Below are 15,469 nucleotides of genomic sequence, written 5' to 3' on the forward strand. Positions count from 1 at the left end.
CACGGCGGCCAATGGACAAGCCCGCGGCCCCGTGCTTCCCTGCGGGAATGCCCAACCCAGGGAGACCAAACATGCTCGATACCGCAACCGACCTCAAATCCCTTCTCAAGGATCCCTCGCTGCTTTGCACCAAGGCCTATGTGGCCGGCGAGTGGATCGACGCCGATGACGGCGCCACCTTCGCGGTGAAGAACCCCGCCCGCGGCGACGTGATCTGCACCGTCCCCGACCTGAGCCGCGCCGAGACCGCCCGCGCGATCGAGGCCGCCCGCGTCGCGATGAAGGACTGGGCCGCGCGCACCGCCAAGGAACGCGCCAACGTGCTGCGCAAGTGGTTCGAGCTGATGATGGCGAACCAGGACGACCTCGGCGCGATCCTCACCGCGGAAATGGGCAAGCCGCTGCCCGAGGCGAAGGGCGAGATCGCCTATGGCGCCTCCTTCATCGAATGGTTCGCGGAAGAGGCGAAGCGCATCTATGGCGAGACGATCCCCGGCCACATGCGCGACAAGCGCATCCAGGTGATCAAGCAGCCGATCGGTGTCGTCGGCTCGATCACGCCGTGGAACTTCCCGAACGCGATGATCACCCGCAAATGCGGCCCGGCGCTGGCGGTGGGCTGCGGCTTCGTCGCGCGCCCGGCCGAGGACACGCCGCTCTCGGCCCTCGCCCTTGCCGTGCTTGGCGAACGCGCCGGCCTGCCGAAGGGGATCTTCTCGGTCATCACCTCGACCAAGGCCTCCGACATCGGCAAGGAGTTCTGCGAGAACCACACCGTGCGCAAGCTGACCTTCACCGGCTCGACCGAGGTCGGCCGGATCCTGCTGCGTCAGGCGGCGGACCAGGTGATGAAATGCTCGATGGAGCTGGGTGGCAACGCGCCCTTCATCGTCTTCGACGACGCCGATCTCGACGCGGCGGTCGAGGGCGCGATGATGTCGAAGTTCCGCAACAACGGCCAGACCTGCGTCTGCGCGAACCGGATCTATGTGCAGGCCGGGGTCTATGACGCCTTCGCCGCGAAACTGTCGGCGGCGGTCGCGAAGCTGACCGTGGGTGACGGGCTCGAGGCGGGCATCACCACCGGGCCGCTGATCTCGGCCGAGGCGGTCGAGAAGGTCGAAAGCCATATCGCCGATGTGGTGAAAGGCGGCGGCACCGTCGTCACCGGCGGCAAGCGCCACGCGCTCGGCGGTACTTTCTTCGAACCGACCGTCGTCACCGGCGTGACGCAGGAGATGAAGGTCGCCACCGAGGAAACCTTCGGCCCGGTCGCGCCGCTCTTCAAGTTCGAGACCGAGGAAGAGGTGATCGAGAAGGCGAACGCCACGATCTTCGGCCTTGCCTCCTATTTCTACGCCCAGAACATCGGCCGCATCACCCGCGTGCAGGAAGGGCTCGAATACGGCATCGTCGGCGTGAACACCGGCATCATCTCGACCGAGGTCGCCCCCTTCGGCGGGGTGAAACAGTCGGGGCTGGGCCGCGAGGGCTCGCACCACGGCGTCGAGGATTATCTCGAGCTGAAATACATCTGTCTCTCGATCTGAGCGACAAGATGACGCAAGCGTAAGCCGGGGGAATTGATCTGAACCAAAGCGTTCAGACGCCCCCGGTGCTAAAGGGTCTCGCGATGCGTTTTCGCAATGCGAGGCCTTAGAATGGGCGGGAAAAACGTCATCCGGTTTCCGGGGCGCGACAGGGCGCCAGAGGCGGAGGAGCCCGAGCGGCGCGACGCTCCCGCGATGTCCACGCAGGACCGGCACCATGCGGTGCAGGAGGCCTATCGCCTCGCCGAGATCCTGGCCTCCGATCCCGCCGGCGAGGAAACCGAGGCCGCCCGCTGCCGGCTGCGCCGCATCCTGCGCGCCCTCACCCTGCACCATCGCCGCAAATGAAAAGGCCGCCCCGGGGCGGCCTTTCGTCTGACGCTCGGCCAGGCCCGCGCGGGGCTCAGTGCTGATCGTCTTCCTCTTCGTCGTCCTCGCCATGCGGCAGGTTGAAGAAGCTGTCCGCATCCGAGAAATCCTTCGGATTGGCCTCTTCCTCCTCGCTGGTGCCGAGCGAGAAATTCTCCAGACCGGCGATTGAGGAAGGCATCCGCGGCTCGGTCGACATGCCGAGCGACTGCTCGGTCGAAACCAGCTTGCGCCGCTCGTCATCGGACATCACGCCCTCGGCGGCGCGCTTCTTCGCGGCCTTCTGCACTTCGCCGTCGAGCTCCGACTGCCGGCAGAGGCCAAGCGCGACCGGGTCGATCGCGGTCATGTTCTGGATGTTCCAGTGGGTGCGCTCGCGGATCGAGGCGATCGTCGGCTTGGTGGTGCCGACGAGGCGCGCGATCTGCGCATCGGCGAGTTCCGGGTGGAACTTGACCAGCCAGAGGATCGCGTTCGGCCGGTCCTGCCGCTTCGAAAGGGGCGTGTAGCGCGGCCCGCGGCGCTTGTCCTCGCCCACGGCGGCGGCGTTGAATTTCAGCTTGAGCTTGTAGATCGGATCGGCCTCGCCCTTCTCGATCTCCTTCGGGTCGAGCTGGCTCGAGGCGACCGGGTCGAAGCCCTTCACCCCCACCGCGACGTCGCCGTCGGCGATGCCCTGCACCTCGAGTTCGTGCATGCCGCAGAAGTCGGCGATCTGTTTGAAGGTCAGGGTCGTATTGTCCACGAGCCACACGGCGGTGGCCTTGGCCATCAGGGGCTTGTTCGTCATCTTTGCGATCCTCTAAACATATCTCTCCCGGGCCGAGAAATCGGCTGCGGCCTGGGCTTCCCCCCGGCCGCGGTCCATCTCTGGTGGGGAATTGCGCTCGTATATAGGGCCGAAACGGGTCGGAGGGAAGAGAAAATGCGTTTTTCACTGCTGGCAGCGGCGCTCCTGGCGGCCTCGGCGGCCCACGCCGAGGGCGAGCGCGCGGGGGATTTCGACTACTATGTTCTCTCGCTGAGCTGGTCGCCCTCCTGGTGCGCGACCGAGGGCGCCGGGCGCGGCGCCTCGCAATGCGATCCGTTCCGCGATGCGAATTTCGTGCTCCACGGGCTCTGGCCGCAAAATGAGCGCGGCTATCCGAGCTATTGCCGCACCACCGAGCGCGACCCGACGCGCCGCCAGTCGGAGGCGATGGAGGACGTGATGGGGTCGGATGGCGCGGCCTGGTATCAGTGGAAGAAACACGGCCGCTGCTCGGGCCTCTCCGCCGCCGATTACTACGCCTCGGCGCGCATGGCCTATGCCAGCATCGCCATCCCGGATGTGTTCAAGCGCCTGAACCGCGACGTGAAACTGCCCGCCGCGGTGGTCGAGCAGGCCTTTCTCGAGGCCAATCCGGGAATGACGCGGGAGGAGATCACCATCACCTGCGCCGACGGCCGGATCCAGGAGGCGCGGATCTGCCTGACGAAGGAGATGAAGCTGCGCAAATGCGGGGCCGACGTGATCCGCGACTGCACGATGAAAGATGCGCTGATGGAGCGGGTGCGCTGACGCAGGCCGCCGGGGGCTTCGCGCCCCCGGACCCCCGCGGAGTATTTTCGCCAAGAAAAAGTCAGTCGGCCGGGGGCATCCGGTCTTCGATCGTCAGCAGCTTGTGATCGGCCGCGACCTCGGGGCCGCCCTTCGGTTCGTCCGTCGCCACGATCCAGGCCTTCGCCGCCGCCGTCTCCGCCTCGGAGAAGACGCGCACCGGGCAGGGGATCATCGGCGCGAAAAGCTTCACCGCGAGGTTCATCCACTCGACGTCGCTGACGAAGGCCACGCGCGCGAAATCGGCCAGATGCAGGAAGCCGACCTTCGCATCCTCCATCGCCGCGCCCATCGTGTAGCCCGAAAACTCCGCGCCGATCCGGTAGAAGAGCTTCACCTTGCCCTCGGCCGCGATCTTCGCCTGGATCGCGGGGATCAGCTCGGTGGTGTAGCTGTCGTGGTCGATCCGGCCATGCGCCTCGATCGCGAGAACGTCGCTCGGAAAGCCGTCGAGAATGGTAAAATGGCCCTTGGCCGCGGGGGTGGTCATGGTCGGTCCTTTCGCTTCGGTCAGAGGTCGGCGTTCACGGCGAGCACGATCTTGCCGATATGGGCGGAGCTTTCCATCCGCGCATGCGCCGCGGCGGCCTGATCGAGGGGATAGGTCGAATCGTGGATCACCCGCAGCTTGCCCGCCTCGACCATCGGCCAGACCCGCTCGCGCAATTGGCGCGCGATCTCGGCCTTGGCCACGTCGGATTGCGGGCGCAGCGTCGAGCCGGTGATCGTGAGCCGGCGCAGCATCACCTGGGCGAAGTTGATCTCGGCCTTCGGGCTTTCGAGGAAGGCGATGAAGACGAGCCGCCCGTCATCGGCAAGCGCCTTGATGTCGCGCGCGATATAGCTGCCGCCGACCATGTCGAGGATCAGATCGGCGCCGCCCTCGGCGCGCAGGATCTCGACGAAATCTTCCTCGCGATAGTTGATCGCCGTGGCGCCGAGCGCGGCGCAGGCGGCGCATTTCTCGGCCGAGCCCGCCGTCGCCCAGACCCGGGCGCCAAGCGCGGTCGCGATCTGGATCGCGGTGGTGCCGATGCCGGAGGAGCCGCCATGGACGAGGAAGCGCTCGCCCGCGGCGAGCCCGCCGCGCATCACGATATTCGACCAGACGGTGAAGCAGGTTTCCGGCAGGCAGGCGGCGTCGCGCAGGCTGATGCCCGGCGGCACCGGCAGCGCATGGGCTGCGGGGGTGGTGACATATTCGGCATAGCCGCCGCCGGGCAGCAGCGCGCAGACCGCGTCGCCGATCTCCCAACCGCCGACGCCCGCGCCAAGCGCCGCAATCCGGCCCGAACATTCGAGCCCGGGCAGGTCGGAAGCCCCGGGCGGCGCCTTGTAGGCGCCCGCGCGCTGCAGCGCATCGGGGCGGTTGACCCCGGCATAGGCCACCTCGATCAGGATCTCGCCGGGGCCCGGCACCGGCACCGCGCGGCTCACCGATTTCAGCACCTCGGGGCCACCCGGCGCCGAGATTTCCACCGCCCGCATCTGCGTCGGAAGCGTCATCATGCGCCCTCCCCCGTCGTTCCGGGCGCGGAGGACGGGCCGGGGGCGCGGATCGCGCCGAGCAAACCGCCGACGAAGGGCAGCTTCATCACCGCGCCCTTCACCTTCTCGAACTGCATCACGTCGCCGATGCGCCCGTCGAGGAACTCCCAGCTTTTCGCATGGCCCTCGCTCTCGTCGCCCATCCAGTAGAGCACGGTCGAGGAGATCACGCCCGCAAGCGTCAACCGCTTGGAATACCAGTTGTAATCTTCGCTGGTGTCGCCGAGCGCGCGCCAGATCACATCCGCCGTCTCCCAGACGAGGCGCGCGCCGGTCGCCGCATGCTGCGGCAGCGCAAAGACCGAGGCGGCGCGGCGCACCAGTTCCGGATCGACGAGTTCGAGCCGCATCCGCACCGCGGCGGCGACCTTCTCGCGGAATTTCAGCCCCTCGAGCGTGGTCTCGGCGAGCTTCGCCACCAAGGCGCGATCCGCCGCCCGGTGATATTCGACCGCCAGATCGACCGCGCCGCGCGGACAGACAAGCCGGGCGAGCCGCGGCTCGAGCCCGAGATCGCGCACCGCCTGATCGAAGGCGGGATCGGACCAGCCGTCGAAGGGCACATGCGGCATGATCGCGGCAAGCAATTCCGCCTTCGCGCGGGCCACATCCAAATGGTCGTTTTTCATGGCTTTTCCCTTTCGCGCAGGTGATGGACAAAAGCCCGGACCCCTGCTATATGGCCGCTTCCTGCACCTCGATGCAACTCTAACTTAGGAAGGTGGTGACACCACATGCAGGTCAGCGTTCGCGACAACAACGTCGAACAGGCGCTTCGTGCTCTGAAGAAGAAACTTCAGCGCGAGGGGGTTTTCCGTGAAATGAAGCTCAAGCAGCATTTCGAAAAGCCTTCGGTCAAGAAAGCGCGCGAGAAAGCTGAAGCCGTCCGCCGTGCCCGTAAACTGGCGCGTAAGAAGGCCCAGCGCGAAGGCGCTCTCTAAGCGTTTGAAAACGCTGGCGGGGCTTTGGTCTCGCACCTTGACCCCCGGGGATTCCTCGGGGGTTTTTGGTTGTTTTTTACCTGCCGATCGGCCAATCTCGCGCCGATACGGCCCCTCTCTGGCCCAACCCGCACCGCATCGAACGTGAGCGCCTTGCCCCAGCCCCCCGTCGCATCGCCGAGCCTCCGATGACCGACTTCGGCCCCGTCTTCCACAACCTCGGCCTGATCCTGCTCGCCCTTGGCGTCGCGATGCTGGCGCCGGTGGGAATCGACCTCCTCGACGGCAATCCGAACGGCTGGCCCTTCTTCGAGGCGGCGCTCGAGACGATTCTCTTCGGCACGCTCGTCGCGATGGCCTCGCGCTCGGAGGCGCCCGCCGCCCTCACCCTGCGCCAGGCCTATCTGCTCACCGCCGGGATCTGGATCGTGGTGCCGGCCTTCGGCGCGCTGCCCTTCATCCACGGCAAGCCCGACGTGAGCCTGACCGACGCCTATTTCGAGGCGGTCTCGGGCATCACCACCACCGGATACACCGTCTTCACCGGGCTCGAGGAGCTGCCGCGCTCGGTGCTTTTGTGGCGCGGCATGCTGAACTGGATGGGCGGTCTCGGCATCGCCTTCGTCGCGATGATCTTCCTGCCGGTCATGCGCATCGGTGGCATGCGCTATTTCCAGACCGAGGGATTCGACACGCTGGGCAAGGTGCTGCCGCGCGCGCGCGACATCGCGATCTCGCTGCTCGAGGTCTATGCCGGGCTCACCGTGCTTTGCGCGATCGTCTTCGTGATCACCGGAATGCCGGTCTTCGACGCGGTGGTGCATGCGATGGCGGCGATCGCCACCGGCGGGTTCGGCACCTCGGACGCGGGCTTCTCCGCCTGGTCGCCCGCCGCGCAATATGCCGGCACCGTCTTCATGATGCTCGGCGCGATGCCCTATATCCGCTTCTTCCAGCTGCTGCAGGGGCAAAGCAAGGCGCTCTGGCGCGACAGCCAGGTGCGCGCCTTCCTCCGCTGGTTCGTCTATTTCAGCGTGATCGTGATCGCCTATCGCACCTTTCGCGAGCAGGCGCCCTTCGAGGCGATCGTGCGCCAGACCACCTTCAACTTCGCCTCGCTGCTCACCGGCACCGGCTTCGGCGTCGGCGCGATCGAGCCCTGGGGCGCCTTCGCGATGGTCGTGGCCTTCCTGCTTGGCCTGATCGGCGGTTGCACCGGGTCAAGCTCCGGCGCGCTTTCGGTCTTCCGCGTGCAGGTGGTGCTTTCGGCGCTTTCCGCCGCGATCCGGCAGTTGCACTCGCCCAACCGCGTGGTGCAGCCGCGCTATGACGGCAAGCCGCTCGACGAGGCGACGATGGGCCCGCTCATGCTCCATGTCTCGGGCTATATCCTGACGCTCGGCGTGCTGTCGGTGGCGATGTCGATGGCCGGCGTCGATTTCACCTCGGCGCTCTTCGCGATCTGGGGCTGCCTCGGCAATATCGGCTTCGGCGTCGGGCCGATGGTGGCGCGCACCGGCACGATGGTCGATTTCAACGACGCCTCGACCTGGATCATGTCGATCGCGATGCTGCTGGGGCGGCTTGGCATGCTTGCGATCTTCGTGCTGTTCCTGCCGCGGTTCTGGCGCGACTAAACCGGCAGCGCCGTCGTCTTGAACACGGTGCGCAGCGCGAAACTCGACTGCATCCCCTGCACGCCCGGCAGCCGCGCGAGCTTCGCGCGGTGGATGCGGGCGAAATCCTCGGTATCCTCGGCCACGACCTTGAGCAGGTAATCCGCCGAGCCCGCCATCAGATGGCATTCGAGCACGTCGGGGATCTTCTTCACCTCGCGTTCGAAGGCCTCGAGCACCTCGTCCGCCTGCCCCGAAAGCGTGATCTCGACGAAAACCGTGGTCGGGCAGCCCAGCTTGCGCGCATCGAGCAGCGCGACGTAATCGCGGATATAACCCTCCTCCTCGAGCCGCTGCACCCGGCGATGGCAGGCCGAGGCGGAAAGATTCACCCGCTCCGACAGTTCCGCATTGGAGATCCGCCCCTGCCGTTGCAGCACGGAGAGGATCCGACGATCCGTAGCGTCAAGGTTCATGGTCGCGCAACATTCTTCGGTCGTTTTATGGTTTGACGGAAGATATGCGTGCAAAACGCGGAAAACCGCAACCGGAATTCAATCCGTTTTCACGCCTTGGCGCGCAGGATGGGCCGAGGAGAGGACAGCTCTGGGAGGAGCCAATGAAGATCGGATGCGTGCGGGAGATCAAACCGCAGGGATTTCGCGTGGGCCTGACGCCGGCGGCGACACATGAGGCCGTCGCGCATGGGCACAACGTGCTGATCGAGTCGGGCGCCGGGACCGGCTCGGGCTTCAGCGATGCCGATTACACCGCCGCCGGGGCGCGGATCGCCCCCGATGCAGCCACGGTCTGGACCGAAGCGGAGATGGTGGTGAAGGTGAAGGAGCCGCAGGCGATCGAGCGCGCGATGCTGCGCCCGGGGCAGCTGCTCTTCACCTATCTGCACCTCGCCCCCGACCCGGCGCAGACCGCGGATCTCGTGAAATCGGGCGCAACCTGCATCGCCTATGAAACGGTGACCGACCGCAATGGCGGGCTGCCGCTGCTCGCACCGATGTCGGAGGTGGCGGGGCGGCTCGCGCCGCAGGTCGGCGCCTGGGCGCTGCAAAAGGCGAATGGCGGGCGCGGCGTCTTGATGGGCGGCGTGCCCGGGGTGCGGCCCGCGAATGTCGTGATCATCGGCGGCGGCGTGGTCGGCACCGCGGCGGCGCGCGTCGCGACCGGCATGGGCGCCCATGTCACCGTGCTCGACCGCTCAATCCCGCGGCTGAGCTATCTCGACGATGTCTTCATGGGGCGGCTGACGACGCGATATTCCGACCGCGCCGCCACCGCCGAGCTCGTCGCCGCGGCCGATATGGTGATCGGCGCCGTGCTGATTCCGGGCGCCGCCGCGCCGAAGCTCGTGACCCGCTCGATGCTGAAGACGATGAAGCCGGGCGCCGTGCTCGTCGATGTCGCGATCGACCAGGGCGGCTGTTTCGAGACCTCGCATGCGACGACGCATCAGGATCCGATCTACGAGGTCGAGGGCATCCTGCATTATTGCGTCGCGAACATGCCGGGGGCCGTCGCACGCACCGCGACCCAGGCGCTCGGCAATGCCACCCTGCCCTTCGTTCTGGCGCTGGCCGACAAGGGCTGGCGGCAGGCCTGCGCCGACGATCCGCATCTGCTTGCGGGGCTCAATGTCCATGCCGGGCAGATCACCTATCCGGCGGTGGGGGCGGCGCTTGGCCTGCCCGCGATCACCGGCGCCGAGGCGCTGGCGCTTTGAACGAGAAAGGCCCGGTCGCATGACCGGGCCTTTGCATACCGTTCCGGCGCCTCACTTCTTCAGCGAATCGCGGATCTCGAGAAGCACGTCGAGTTCGGTCGGGCCGGCCGGCGCCGCCGCGGCCTCTTCCTTCTTCACGGCCGCATCCTTGACGCGGTTCACCGCCTTCACCAGCAGGAAGACGACGAAGGCGATGATCAGGAAGTTGATCACCGCGGTGATGAAGGAACCATAGGCGAAGACCGGCGCGCCGGCTTCCTTCGCCGCGGCGAGCGAGGCGTAATCGCCCGCGCCGAGGTTCACGAACAGGTTCGAAAAGTCGAGCCCGCCGGTGATCACGCCGATGATCGGGTTGATGAGGTCGGCGACGAGCGAATTCACGATCGCCGTAAAAGCCGCGCCGATGATGATACCCACGGCCATGTCGACGACATTGCCCCGGGCGATGAAATCCTTGAACTCTTTGAGCATTTTTCCCTCGTGATGCTGTGGGAGGTGACAGCGTGCGAAGGTTAACACAGCCTCTGCGGTGGCGCATCTTTTCCTTCGGGGGAAAATCCGCCACCCTTGCGGCAAAACCGGAGGTTCCGATGACCGATCTTTCCCAATTCCCGATCACCCGCCGCTGGCCCGCCACCAACCCGGCGGCGATCCAGCTTTATTCGCTGCCGACGCCGAATGGCGTGAAGGTCTCGATCATGCTCGAGGAATGCGGCCTCGATTATGAACCGCATCTGGTGCGTTTCGACCGGAACGACCAGACGACGCCCGAGTTCCTCTCGCTCAACCCGAACAACAAGATCCCCGCGATCATCGACCCCGATGGGCCGGGGGGCCAGCCGCTGCCGCTTTTCGAGAGTGGTGCGATCCTGATCTATCTGGCGGAGAAGACCGGGAAATTCCTGCCGGATGCGAACCGCTACGAAGTCTTGCAATGGCTGATGTTCCAGATGGGCGGGATCGGCCCGATGTTCGGCCAGCTTGGCTTCTTCCATGCTTTCGCCGGCAAGGAGATCGAGGATCCGCGCCCGAAGGAACGCTACCGCGCCGAAACCGCGCGCCTGCTCAAGGTGCTCGACGCGCAGCTTGCCGGGCGCGACTGGGTGGCGGGTGACTATTCGATCGCCGATATCGCCATCGCGCCCTGGCTGCGCTCGCTGCGCGACGGCTACAAGGCCGCCGATCTTGTCGGCATGGCGGAGCTTGCGAACGTCACCGCCTATCTCGAGCGGTTCCTTGCCCGCCCCGCGGTGCAGCGCGGGCTGAACGTGCCGAAGCGCGACTGAACCCTAATGCGTCAGCCGCTGGCCGACGCGCTCGGCGATGCGGGTGACGAGCCAGGCCATCCAGCCCTCCGGCTGGGTGAAATGGTAGGGCGCCCCCTCCGGCGAAGGGATCGGTGCGCCGGCGAGACGCGCCTTCGCCTCGGCCCGGGCGCTCGCCACGATCTCCGCCGGGCTGCGCGCAAGCGCGGCCTCGGCGAGGTCCACCACTTCCGCCCGGCTCAGCCGCGGGTCGAACAGCCCCGCCTCGATCTGCGGATCGGCGATGAACCCGCGCAGCCGCGATTGCGCCGCCTCGATCCGGGTGACGGCATGGTCGCGCTGATCGGCGCGGAAGGCGCGTTCGAGCGGCAGCGTTTCCTCGAAGGAGGCGAGATCCTCGCCCAGCCCGTCGATCGCGACGAGAAGTTCGGCCGCGACCTCGTCATCCTCCTGCTGCGCGATCTCCGTGCGGCAGGCGGCGATCATGTCGCGCAGCACCGAGATCCGGCCACAGGCGATCGCATCGGCACTTTCACAAAACGCGATGTCGCGCGCGGCGCGGCCGATCTCCTCCATCGCGGATTCGATCGGAAACAGGGCCGCGACCGGGTGAGCGAAAACGTCGAATTCCCCGTCGAGCGTCCAGGCAGCATCTTGAAACATTCGGCTATCCCCTTCTGGTGATGGGATAACCTTGTCACGACGCAGTGAACAACTCGTGAACGACACGTGCGAATGTTCGCATTCCGTTCACGTGAACGAAGTCAGCACAAGATCAAGCGGGTTGGCGGATGATCTTGCACAAGGGCTCGAAGATCTCGGCATTGGCCGCGATCACCGAATTCGAGTCGAAGATCTCGCGCCCCTCGCGCACGGGGCCGATGAAGCCGCCCGCTTCCTTCACGAGAATCAGCCCGGCAGCGATGTCCCAGGCGTTGATCCCGCGTTCCCAGTAGCCCTCGTAGCGGCCCGAGGCGACATAGGCGAGATCGAGCGCGGCGGAGCCGAAGCGGCGCACGCCGGCGCAGACCGGCATCAGCCGGGCGAGATCCTGCAGCGTCGCGGGCAGGGTCGAGCGGCCGCCGAAGGGCACGCCGGTGGCGAAGATCGACTCGAGCATGTTGCGCCGCCCCGAGACGCGCAGGCGGGTCTCGTTCATATAGGCGCCGAAGCCCTTCTCGGCGTAATACATCTCGTCCTTCGCGGCGTCGAAGATCACGCCGGCGACGACCTCGCCCTTGTGCTCGAGCGCGATCGAGACCGCCCAATGCGGCAGGCCGTGCAGGAAATTGGTGGTGCCGTCGAGCGGATCGACGATCCAGCGGCGCGTCGGGTCTTCGCCCGCGTCCTCGCCGGTCTCCTCGCCGAGCCAGCCATAGGAGGGGCGCGCCGCGCGCAGCTCTTCCTTGATGATGCGCTCCGCCTCGCGGTCGGCCTTCGACACGAAGTCGCCCGGCCCCTTGGAGGAGACCTGCAGGTTCTCGACCTCGCGGAAATCCTTCACCAGCGAACGCCCCGCCTTGCGCGCGGCCTTGATCATCAGGTTGAGATTGGCACTGCCTTGCATCGGGGGGCTCCTTCGGTTCAGGGGCCTGCATTACACGCGCGGGCCGTGGATTCCAAGGGGGTTCCGGCGGTCAATAGCCGCAGTCGGGCTGCGCGCGGAACCGTTTCACCAACAGGTCGAAATGCGTCGGGGTGATCGCGTTCTCCCCGGTCTCGAAAGGGGCGCGGAAATCTTCGGGCGGGATGCCGAGTTGCAGCAGCGTCGAGAGCGCGAGATCGAGGTAGGCGCCGTTCTGCCGGATCTGCCCCGCGTTCAGCCGCGCCTGCATCCCGGGCGCGAGCGCCTGCGCCGCGGGGCCCGCCTTGCACAGCCCGATCATCCCGGCGAGATAGGGCGCCTGCCAGGCCTCGCCCGAGAACCGCCCGGCATCGTCGATCAGCCAGAGCAGCGCCGCCTGCCCCTCCGGCCCGAAATCGCGCAGCCGCTGCAACAGGCCGCCGGCCTCAATGCGCCGCTCCGGATCGCACGCGAGGGCGAAGATCCGGTCGCGATAGGGGGCGAGCACCTCGACCGGCGCCTCGCGCAGCGCGGCGACGGCGGCGCGACGCTCCTTCTTCGTGCCGGCAAGCCGGGTGAACCCGGCCTCGGCCAGCACCGGCCAGAGCGCGGGGCGCGCCGTGGCGGCATGCGAGAGCGCAAAGCCGATATCGGCGTCGGGCGTCAGCCGCGGATCGGAGAAGAGCCGCAGGTAGAAGGGCCAGTCCTCGGGCGTGATCTTCGTGTTCACGCTGAAGCTCTGCTGAAATCGCGCGATCAGCGCGCTCACCTCGGGCGCGAGCGGGCCGGGGGTGTCGAGCAGCGCGGCGATCTGCGCGGCAACCGCGGCATCGCTGCCCCCCGCCGGCAAGTCGAGGTCGAGCCTGAGCGTGTCGAGCAGCAGATCGCGCATCGGCGGCAGTGCCTCATAGCGCGAGGCCCGGTTCCAGTTGACGCCGCGGCGCGGATAACCGCCGTGCGGCTTCTCGATCCCGCCCCAGTGCCAGACCGGCACCGGCCAGGGGAAGATCTCCTCGGCGCGCACGGAGGTCAGGCGCGAGACCTCGACCAGCGCCTCCCCCTGCCTTTGCCAGATCTGCCGCCGGTTCACGGTCAGCGCCGCAGTGCCGGAGGCAAAGCTGTAAAGCGGTGCCGTCTGCAGCTGCTGTCCCGCCCAGACGGTATCGGCCTCGGCGAGCGTCGCGCGGGCGGAGAGCAGGCACTCCCCCGAAGCGATCCGCGCCGCCATCACCAGATCCGTCGGGGGTGCATCCTCCCCGCCGCTGCGCGGCTCGATGTCGCCGCCCTGGCTCAGATTGACCTTCGGGCAGGGCGCGCCGCTGCGCTCGAGCCACCAGCGCGTCGCCGGCAGGGCGAGCGGATCCGCCGACGCCTCCCGCGGACGCGCGGCGATCACCACCGCCCGCGCCTGACCGTTGAGCAGGAGCCGCTGGCAGGTCGTGTCACAGCCGGAGCTGCCGAGATAGCCGAGCACCGCGCCCCGGGCGATCGGTTGGATCTCCCCGGTGTGGTCCTGCGCGATCAGCTCGCGCGCGGCACGGCGCCCGGGCAGGTTCATCGCGACACCGGCCAGCGCGAAGAGGAGCACGCCAAGCCCGACCCCGGCAAGCCATTGCCGCCCCCGCCGGCGCCCGGGAAAGCCGCGGACGAGCCCCCAGTAGATCGCATGACCGAGGAGCAGCGGGAAGGCGATCAGCCCGGCGAGCATCGCGACGATGGCGATCGGCAGGCCGATGATGCTGATCATCGCGATCAGTATGAAACCCGGCAAGAGCCAGTAGATCACCGCGGGGGCCAGCAGGAGAAGCGTGATCAGGTCGAAGGCGAAGGCGCCGTCGCGCCAGCTGCGCCCCTCGGGCGGCGCCCCGGGAAGCGGCGGCGGCCGGCTGCCGCCCCTGCCCTGCCCGGAGGCTCCACCGCGCGAAATCCATTTGCCAAAACCCGACATCACAAACCTGCCCTTGTTCTTGCAGGGGTTTTCGCAGGCAATCCCGGCAAAACTGCGGCGAGATCAGGCGCGGATGAACTCGCTGCGCTTCGGCAACAGGATGGTGAGGATGCCAAGCGCCGGCAGGCCCGAGCAGATCAGATAGACAAAGCGGATGCCGTGCTGATCGGCAAGCACGCCGAGCGCCGCGGCGGCGATGCCGCCGATGCCGAAGCTCAGCCCGAAGAAGATCCCCGCCACCATGCCGACACGACCGGGCAGAAGCTCCTGCGCGAAGACCACGATCGCCGAGAAGGCGGAGGCGAGGATGAGCCCGATGCAGACCGAAAGGATGCCGGAGCCGACAAGCCCCACATGCGGCAGCGCGAGGGTGAAGGGCAGCACGCCGAGGATCGAGATCCAGATCACCGTCATCGGCCCCCAGCGGTCGGCGACCGGCCCGCCAAGCACGGTGCCCGCCGCCACCGCACCGAGGAAGAGGAAGAGCATCAGCTGCGCCGTGCGCGTCTCCACCCCGAAGGTGTCGATGAGGTAGAAGGTGTAATAGGAACTCATCGAGGCCATGTAGATGTTCTTGGTGAAGGTGAGGAAGGCGAGCACCGCAAGCGCCAGCGCGACGCGGTTGCGCGGGAGCGGCAGCGTCTTGTCCATCGCCTTGCGCGCGCGTTCCCTCAGATGCGCGCCATACCAGCGGCTCACCCGGGTCAGCACGGTGCCCGCGATCACCGCGAGCAGGCCGAAAAGCGCGATCGAACTGCGCCCGAGCGGCAGCACGATGAAGGCGGCCAGAAGCGGCCCGATCGCGGTGCCGAAATTGCCCCCCACCTGAAAGAGCGACTGCGCGAGGCCAAAGCGCCCGCCCGAGGCGAGCCGCGCGACGCGGCTCGATTCGGGATGGAAGATCGCCGAGCCGAAGCCCACCAGCATCGCCCCCGCAATGAGGATCGGATAGGTGGGCGCAAAGGCCAGCACCATCACGCCGAAGAAGGTCGAGACCGAGGCGAGCGGCAGCGACCAGGGTAGCGGCTTCGCATCGGTGTAAATCCCGATCAGCGGCTGCAGGAGCGAGGCGGTGCCCTGAAACGCCAGCGTCATCAGCCCGATCTGCCAGTAATCGAGCGCGAAATGGTCGCGCAGGATCGGATAGATCGACGAGAGCATCGACTGCATCACGTCGTTCATCATGTGGCAGGCCGAGATCGCGATCAGGATCGGGAAAACGGTCGCGGAGGCCGTGCGGGCGGGCTGCGGGATGGCGGTCATCGGACTATCCTGTAGGGCAAGACGGCGATTACACCGCACAGCCGCCCCCGCGTCACGCGCGCAATTG

General features: G+C 67.1%; 17 protein-coding genes. 7 read left to right on the plus strand and 10 right to left on the minus strand.

The genetic code is table 11. The features are described from left to right. Positions 1–71: 71 nt before the first annotated feature. Together AB7U46_RS01455 and AB7U46_RS01460 are read left to right on the plus strand one after the other, a co-directional pair. On the plus strand, positions 72–1,550 hold the full coding sequence (locus tag AB7U46_RS01455; protein ID WP_428335149.1) for an NAD-dependent succinate-semialdehyde dehydrogenase: 1,479 nt from the start codon (positions 72–74) through the stop codon (positions 1,548–1,550). A gap of 111 nt (positions 1,551–1,661) precedes the next feature. Continuing rightward, the gene (locus tag AB7U46_RS01460) at positions 1,662–1,898 is read left to right on the plus strand and encodes a hypothetical protein (RefSeq protein WP_428335150.1); all 237 of its coding nucleotides are present in this window, start codon (positions 1,662–1,664) and stop codon (positions 1,896–1,898) included. Positions 1,899–1,953: 55 nt separating this feature from the next. Here AB7U46_RS01460 and AB7U46_RS01465 read toward each other — a convergent pair whose 3' ends face one another. Beyond that, entirely contained in the window at positions 1,954–2,709 is a 756-nt protein-coding gene (locus tag AB7U46_RS01465) for a DUF1013 domain-containing protein (protein ID WP_428335151.1), read from the minus strand. Positions 2,710–2,844: 135 nt separating this feature from the next. On the opposite strand from AB7U46_RS01465, the gene AB7U46_RS01470 reads away from it, so the two are divergent. After that, a complete protein-coding gene (locus tag AB7U46_RS01470; RefSeq protein ID WP_428335152.1) occupies positions 2,845–3,480 on the plus strand; it encodes a ribonuclease T2 family protein in 636 nt (211 codons plus the stop codon). Between the two features lie 61 nt (positions 3,481–3,541). Here the strand turns inward: AB7U46_RS01470 and AB7U46_RS01475 are convergent, their stop codons facing one another. From AB7U46_RS01475 to AB7U46_RS01485, 3 genes are read right to left on the minus strand one after another with little or no spacing between them, the layout of a single operon-like run. Further along, positions 3,542–4,009, minus strand: a complete 468-nt coding sequence (locus AB7U46_RS01475; RefSeq protein WP_428335153.1) for an STAS/SEC14 domain-containing protein — start codon at positions 4,007–4,009, stop codon at positions 3,542–3,544. A gap of 20 nt (positions 4,010–4,029) precedes the next feature. After that, a complete protein-coding gene (locus AB7U46_RS01480) occupies positions 4,030–5,025 on the minus strand; it encodes an NAD(P)H-quinone oxidoreductase (RefSeq protein ID WP_428335154.1) in 996 nt (331 codons plus the stop codon). Then, positions 5,025–5,696: a COQ9 family protein gene (locus tag AB7U46_RS01485; protein ID WP_428335155.1), complete on the minus strand. Its 672-nt coding sequence runs from the start codon at positions 5,694–5,696 to the stop codon at positions 5,025–5,027. Before AB7U46_RS01485 ends, AB7U46_RS01480 begins: the two co-directional genes overlap by 1 nt. Positions 5,697–5,801: 105 nt before the next feature. Between AB7U46_RS01485 and rpsU the strand changes: the two genes are divergently transcribed. Further along, positions 5,802–6,008 carry a 30S ribosomal protein S21 gene (rpsU, locus tag AB7U46_RS01490; protein ID WP_011748553.1) on the plus strand — a complete coding sequence of 69 codons (207 nt, stop codon included), beginning with the start codon at positions 5,802–5,804 and terminating at the stop codon, positions 6,006–6,008. A gap of 188 nt (positions 6,009–6,196) precedes the next feature. Beyond that, entirely contained in the window at positions 6,197–7,645 is a 1,449-nt protein-coding gene (locus AB7U46_RS01495) for a TrkH family potassium uptake protein (protein WP_428335156.1), read from the plus strand. On the opposite strand, the gene AB7U46_RS01500 is transcribed toward AB7U46_RS01495, so the two are convergent. Continuing rightward, positions 7,642–8,100, minus strand: coding sequence for an Lrp/AsnC family transcriptional regulator (locus tag AB7U46_RS01500; protein ID WP_428335157.1), 459 nt, complete (start codon positions 8,098–8,100; stop codon positions 7,642–7,644). The genes AB7U46_RS01495 and AB7U46_RS01500 overlap by 4 nt on opposite strands. 143 nt (positions 8,101–8,243) lie before the next feature. On the opposite strand from AB7U46_RS01500, the gene ald reads away from it, so the two are divergent. Further along, the gene (ald, locus tag AB7U46_RS01505) at positions 8,244–9,362 is read left to right on the plus strand and encodes an alanine dehydrogenase (RefSeq protein WP_428335158.1); all 1,119 of its coding nucleotides are present in this window, start codon (positions 8,244–8,246) and stop codon (positions 9,360–9,362) included. Between the two features lie 51 nt (positions 9,363–9,413). Here the strand turns inward: ald and mscL are convergent, their stop codons facing one another. Further along, positions 9,414–9,833, minus strand: a complete 420-nt coding sequence (gene mscL / locus AB7U46_RS01510) for a large conductance mechanosensitive channel protein MscL (RefSeq protein ID WP_428335159.1) — start codon at positions 9,831–9,833, stop codon at positions 9,414–9,416. Between the two features lie 119 nt (positions 9,834–9,952). Between mscL and AB7U46_RS01515 the strand changes: the two genes are divergently transcribed. Continuing rightward, a complete protein-coding gene (locus AB7U46_RS01515; RefSeq protein WP_428335160.1) occupies positions 9,953–10,648 on the plus strand; it encodes a glutathione S-transferase N-terminal domain-containing protein in 696 nt (231 codons plus the stop codon). Between the two features lie 3 nt (positions 10,649–10,651). On the opposite strand, the gene AB7U46_RS01520 is transcribed toward AB7U46_RS01515, so the two are convergent. The 4 genes from AB7U46_RS01520 to AB7U46_RS01535 form a co-directional block, all read right to left on the minus strand. Then, on the minus strand, positions 10,652–11,290 hold the full coding sequence (locus AB7U46_RS01520; RefSeq protein WP_428335161.1) for a hypothetical protein: 639 nt from the start codon (positions 11,288–11,290) through the stop codon (positions 10,652–10,654). 112 nt (positions 11,291–11,402) lie between these two features. Beyond that, positions 11,403–12,194, minus strand: coding sequence for an inositol monophosphatase family protein (locus AB7U46_RS01525; RefSeq protein WP_428335162.1), 792 nt, complete (start codon positions 12,192–12,194; stop codon positions 11,403–11,405). Between the two features lie 70 nt (positions 12,195–12,264). After that, entirely contained in the window at positions 12,265–14,139 is a 1,875-nt protein-coding gene (locus AB7U46_RS01530) for a hypothetical protein (RefSeq protein ID WP_428335163.1), read from the minus strand. A 63-nt stretch (positions 14,140–14,202) separates the two neighbouring features. Continuing rightward, on the minus strand, positions 14,203–15,402 hold the full coding sequence (locus AB7U46_RS01535; RefSeq protein WP_428335164.1) for an MFS transporter: 1,200 nt from the start codon (positions 15,400–15,402) through the stop codon (positions 14,203–14,205). Between the last annotated feature and the right edge of the window lie 67 nt (positions 15,403–15,469).

It is taken from the genome of Paenirhodobacter sp., from assembly GCF_050177655.1.
GTDB lineage: Bacteria > Pseudomonadota > Alphaproteobacteria > Rhodobacterales > Rhodobacteraceae > Rhodobacter.

What these genes read in the sequence shown, in the direction of transcription:
- AB7U46_RS01455 (WP_428335149.1), top strand. Translation starts at nt 72, where the DNA reads ATGCTCGATACCGCAACCGACCTCAAATCCCTTCTCAAGGATCCCTCG.
- AB7U46_RS01460 (WP_428335150.1), top strand. Translation starts at nt 1,662, where the DNA reads ATGGGCGGGAAAAACGTCATCCGGTTTCCGGGGCGCGACAGGGCGCCA.
- AB7U46_RS01465 (WP_428335151.1), bottom strand. Translation starts at nt 2,709, where the DNA reads ATGACGAACAAGCCCCTGATGGCCAAGGCCACCGCCGTGTGGCTCGTG.
- AB7U46_RS01470 (WP_428335152.1), top strand. Translation starts at nt 2,845, where the DNA reads ATGCGTTTTTCACTGCTGGCAGCGGCGCTCCTGGCGGCCTCGGCGGCC.
- AB7U46_RS01475 (WP_428335153.1), bottom strand. Translation starts at nt 4,009, where the DNA reads ATGACCACCCCCGCGGCCAAGGGCCATTTTACCATTCTCGACGGCTTT.
- AB7U46_RS01480 (WP_428335154.1), bottom strand. Translation starts at nt 5,025, where the DNA reads ATGACGCTTCCGACGCAGATGCGGGCGGTGGAAATCTCGGCGCCGGGT.
- AB7U46_RS01485 (WP_428335155.1), bottom strand. Translation starts at nt 5,696, where the DNA reads ATGAAAAACGACCATTTGGATGTGGCCCGCGCGAAGGCGGAATTGCTT.
- rpsU (WP_011748553.1), top strand. Translation starts at nt 5,802, where the DNA reads ATGCAGGTCAGCGTTCGCGACAACAACGTCGAACAGGCGCTTCGTGCT.
- AB7U46_RS01495 (WP_428335156.1), top strand. Translation starts at nt 6,197, where the DNA reads ATGACCGACTTCGGCCCCGTCTTCCACAACCTCGGCCTGATCCTGCTC.
- AB7U46_RS01500 (WP_428335157.1), bottom strand. Translation starts at nt 8,100, where the DNA reads ATGAACCTTGACGCTACGGATCGTCGGATCCTCTCCGTGCTGCAACGG.
- ald (WP_428335158.1), top strand. Translation starts at nt 8,244, where the DNA reads ATGAAGATCGGATGCGTGCGGGAGATCAAACCGCAGGGATTTCGCGTG.
- mscL (WP_428335159.1), bottom strand. Translation starts at nt 9,833, where the DNA reads ATGCTCAAAGAGTTCAAGGATTTCATCGCCCGGGGCAATGTCGTCGAC.
- AB7U46_RS01515 (WP_428335160.1), top strand. Translation starts at nt 9,953, where the DNA reads ATGACCGATCTTTCCCAATTCCCGATCACCCGCCGCTGGCCCGCCACC.
- AB7U46_RS01520 (WP_428335161.1), bottom strand. Translation starts at nt 11,290, where the DNA reads ATGTTTCAAGATGCTGCCTGGACGCTCGACGGGGAATTCGACGTTTTC.
- AB7U46_RS01525 (WP_428335162.1), bottom strand. Translation starts at nt 12,194, where the DNA reads ATGCAAGGCAGTGCCAATCTCAACCTGATGATCAAGGCCGCGCGCAAG.
- AB7U46_RS01530 (WP_428335163.1), bottom strand. Translation starts at nt 14,139, where the DNA reads ATGTCGGGTTTTGGCAAATGGATTTCGCGCGGTGGAGCCTCCGGGCAG.
- AB7U46_RS01535 (WP_428335164.1), bottom strand. Translation starts at nt 15,402, where the DNA reads ATGACCGCCATCCCGCAGCCCGCCCGCACGGCCTCCGCGACCGTTTTC.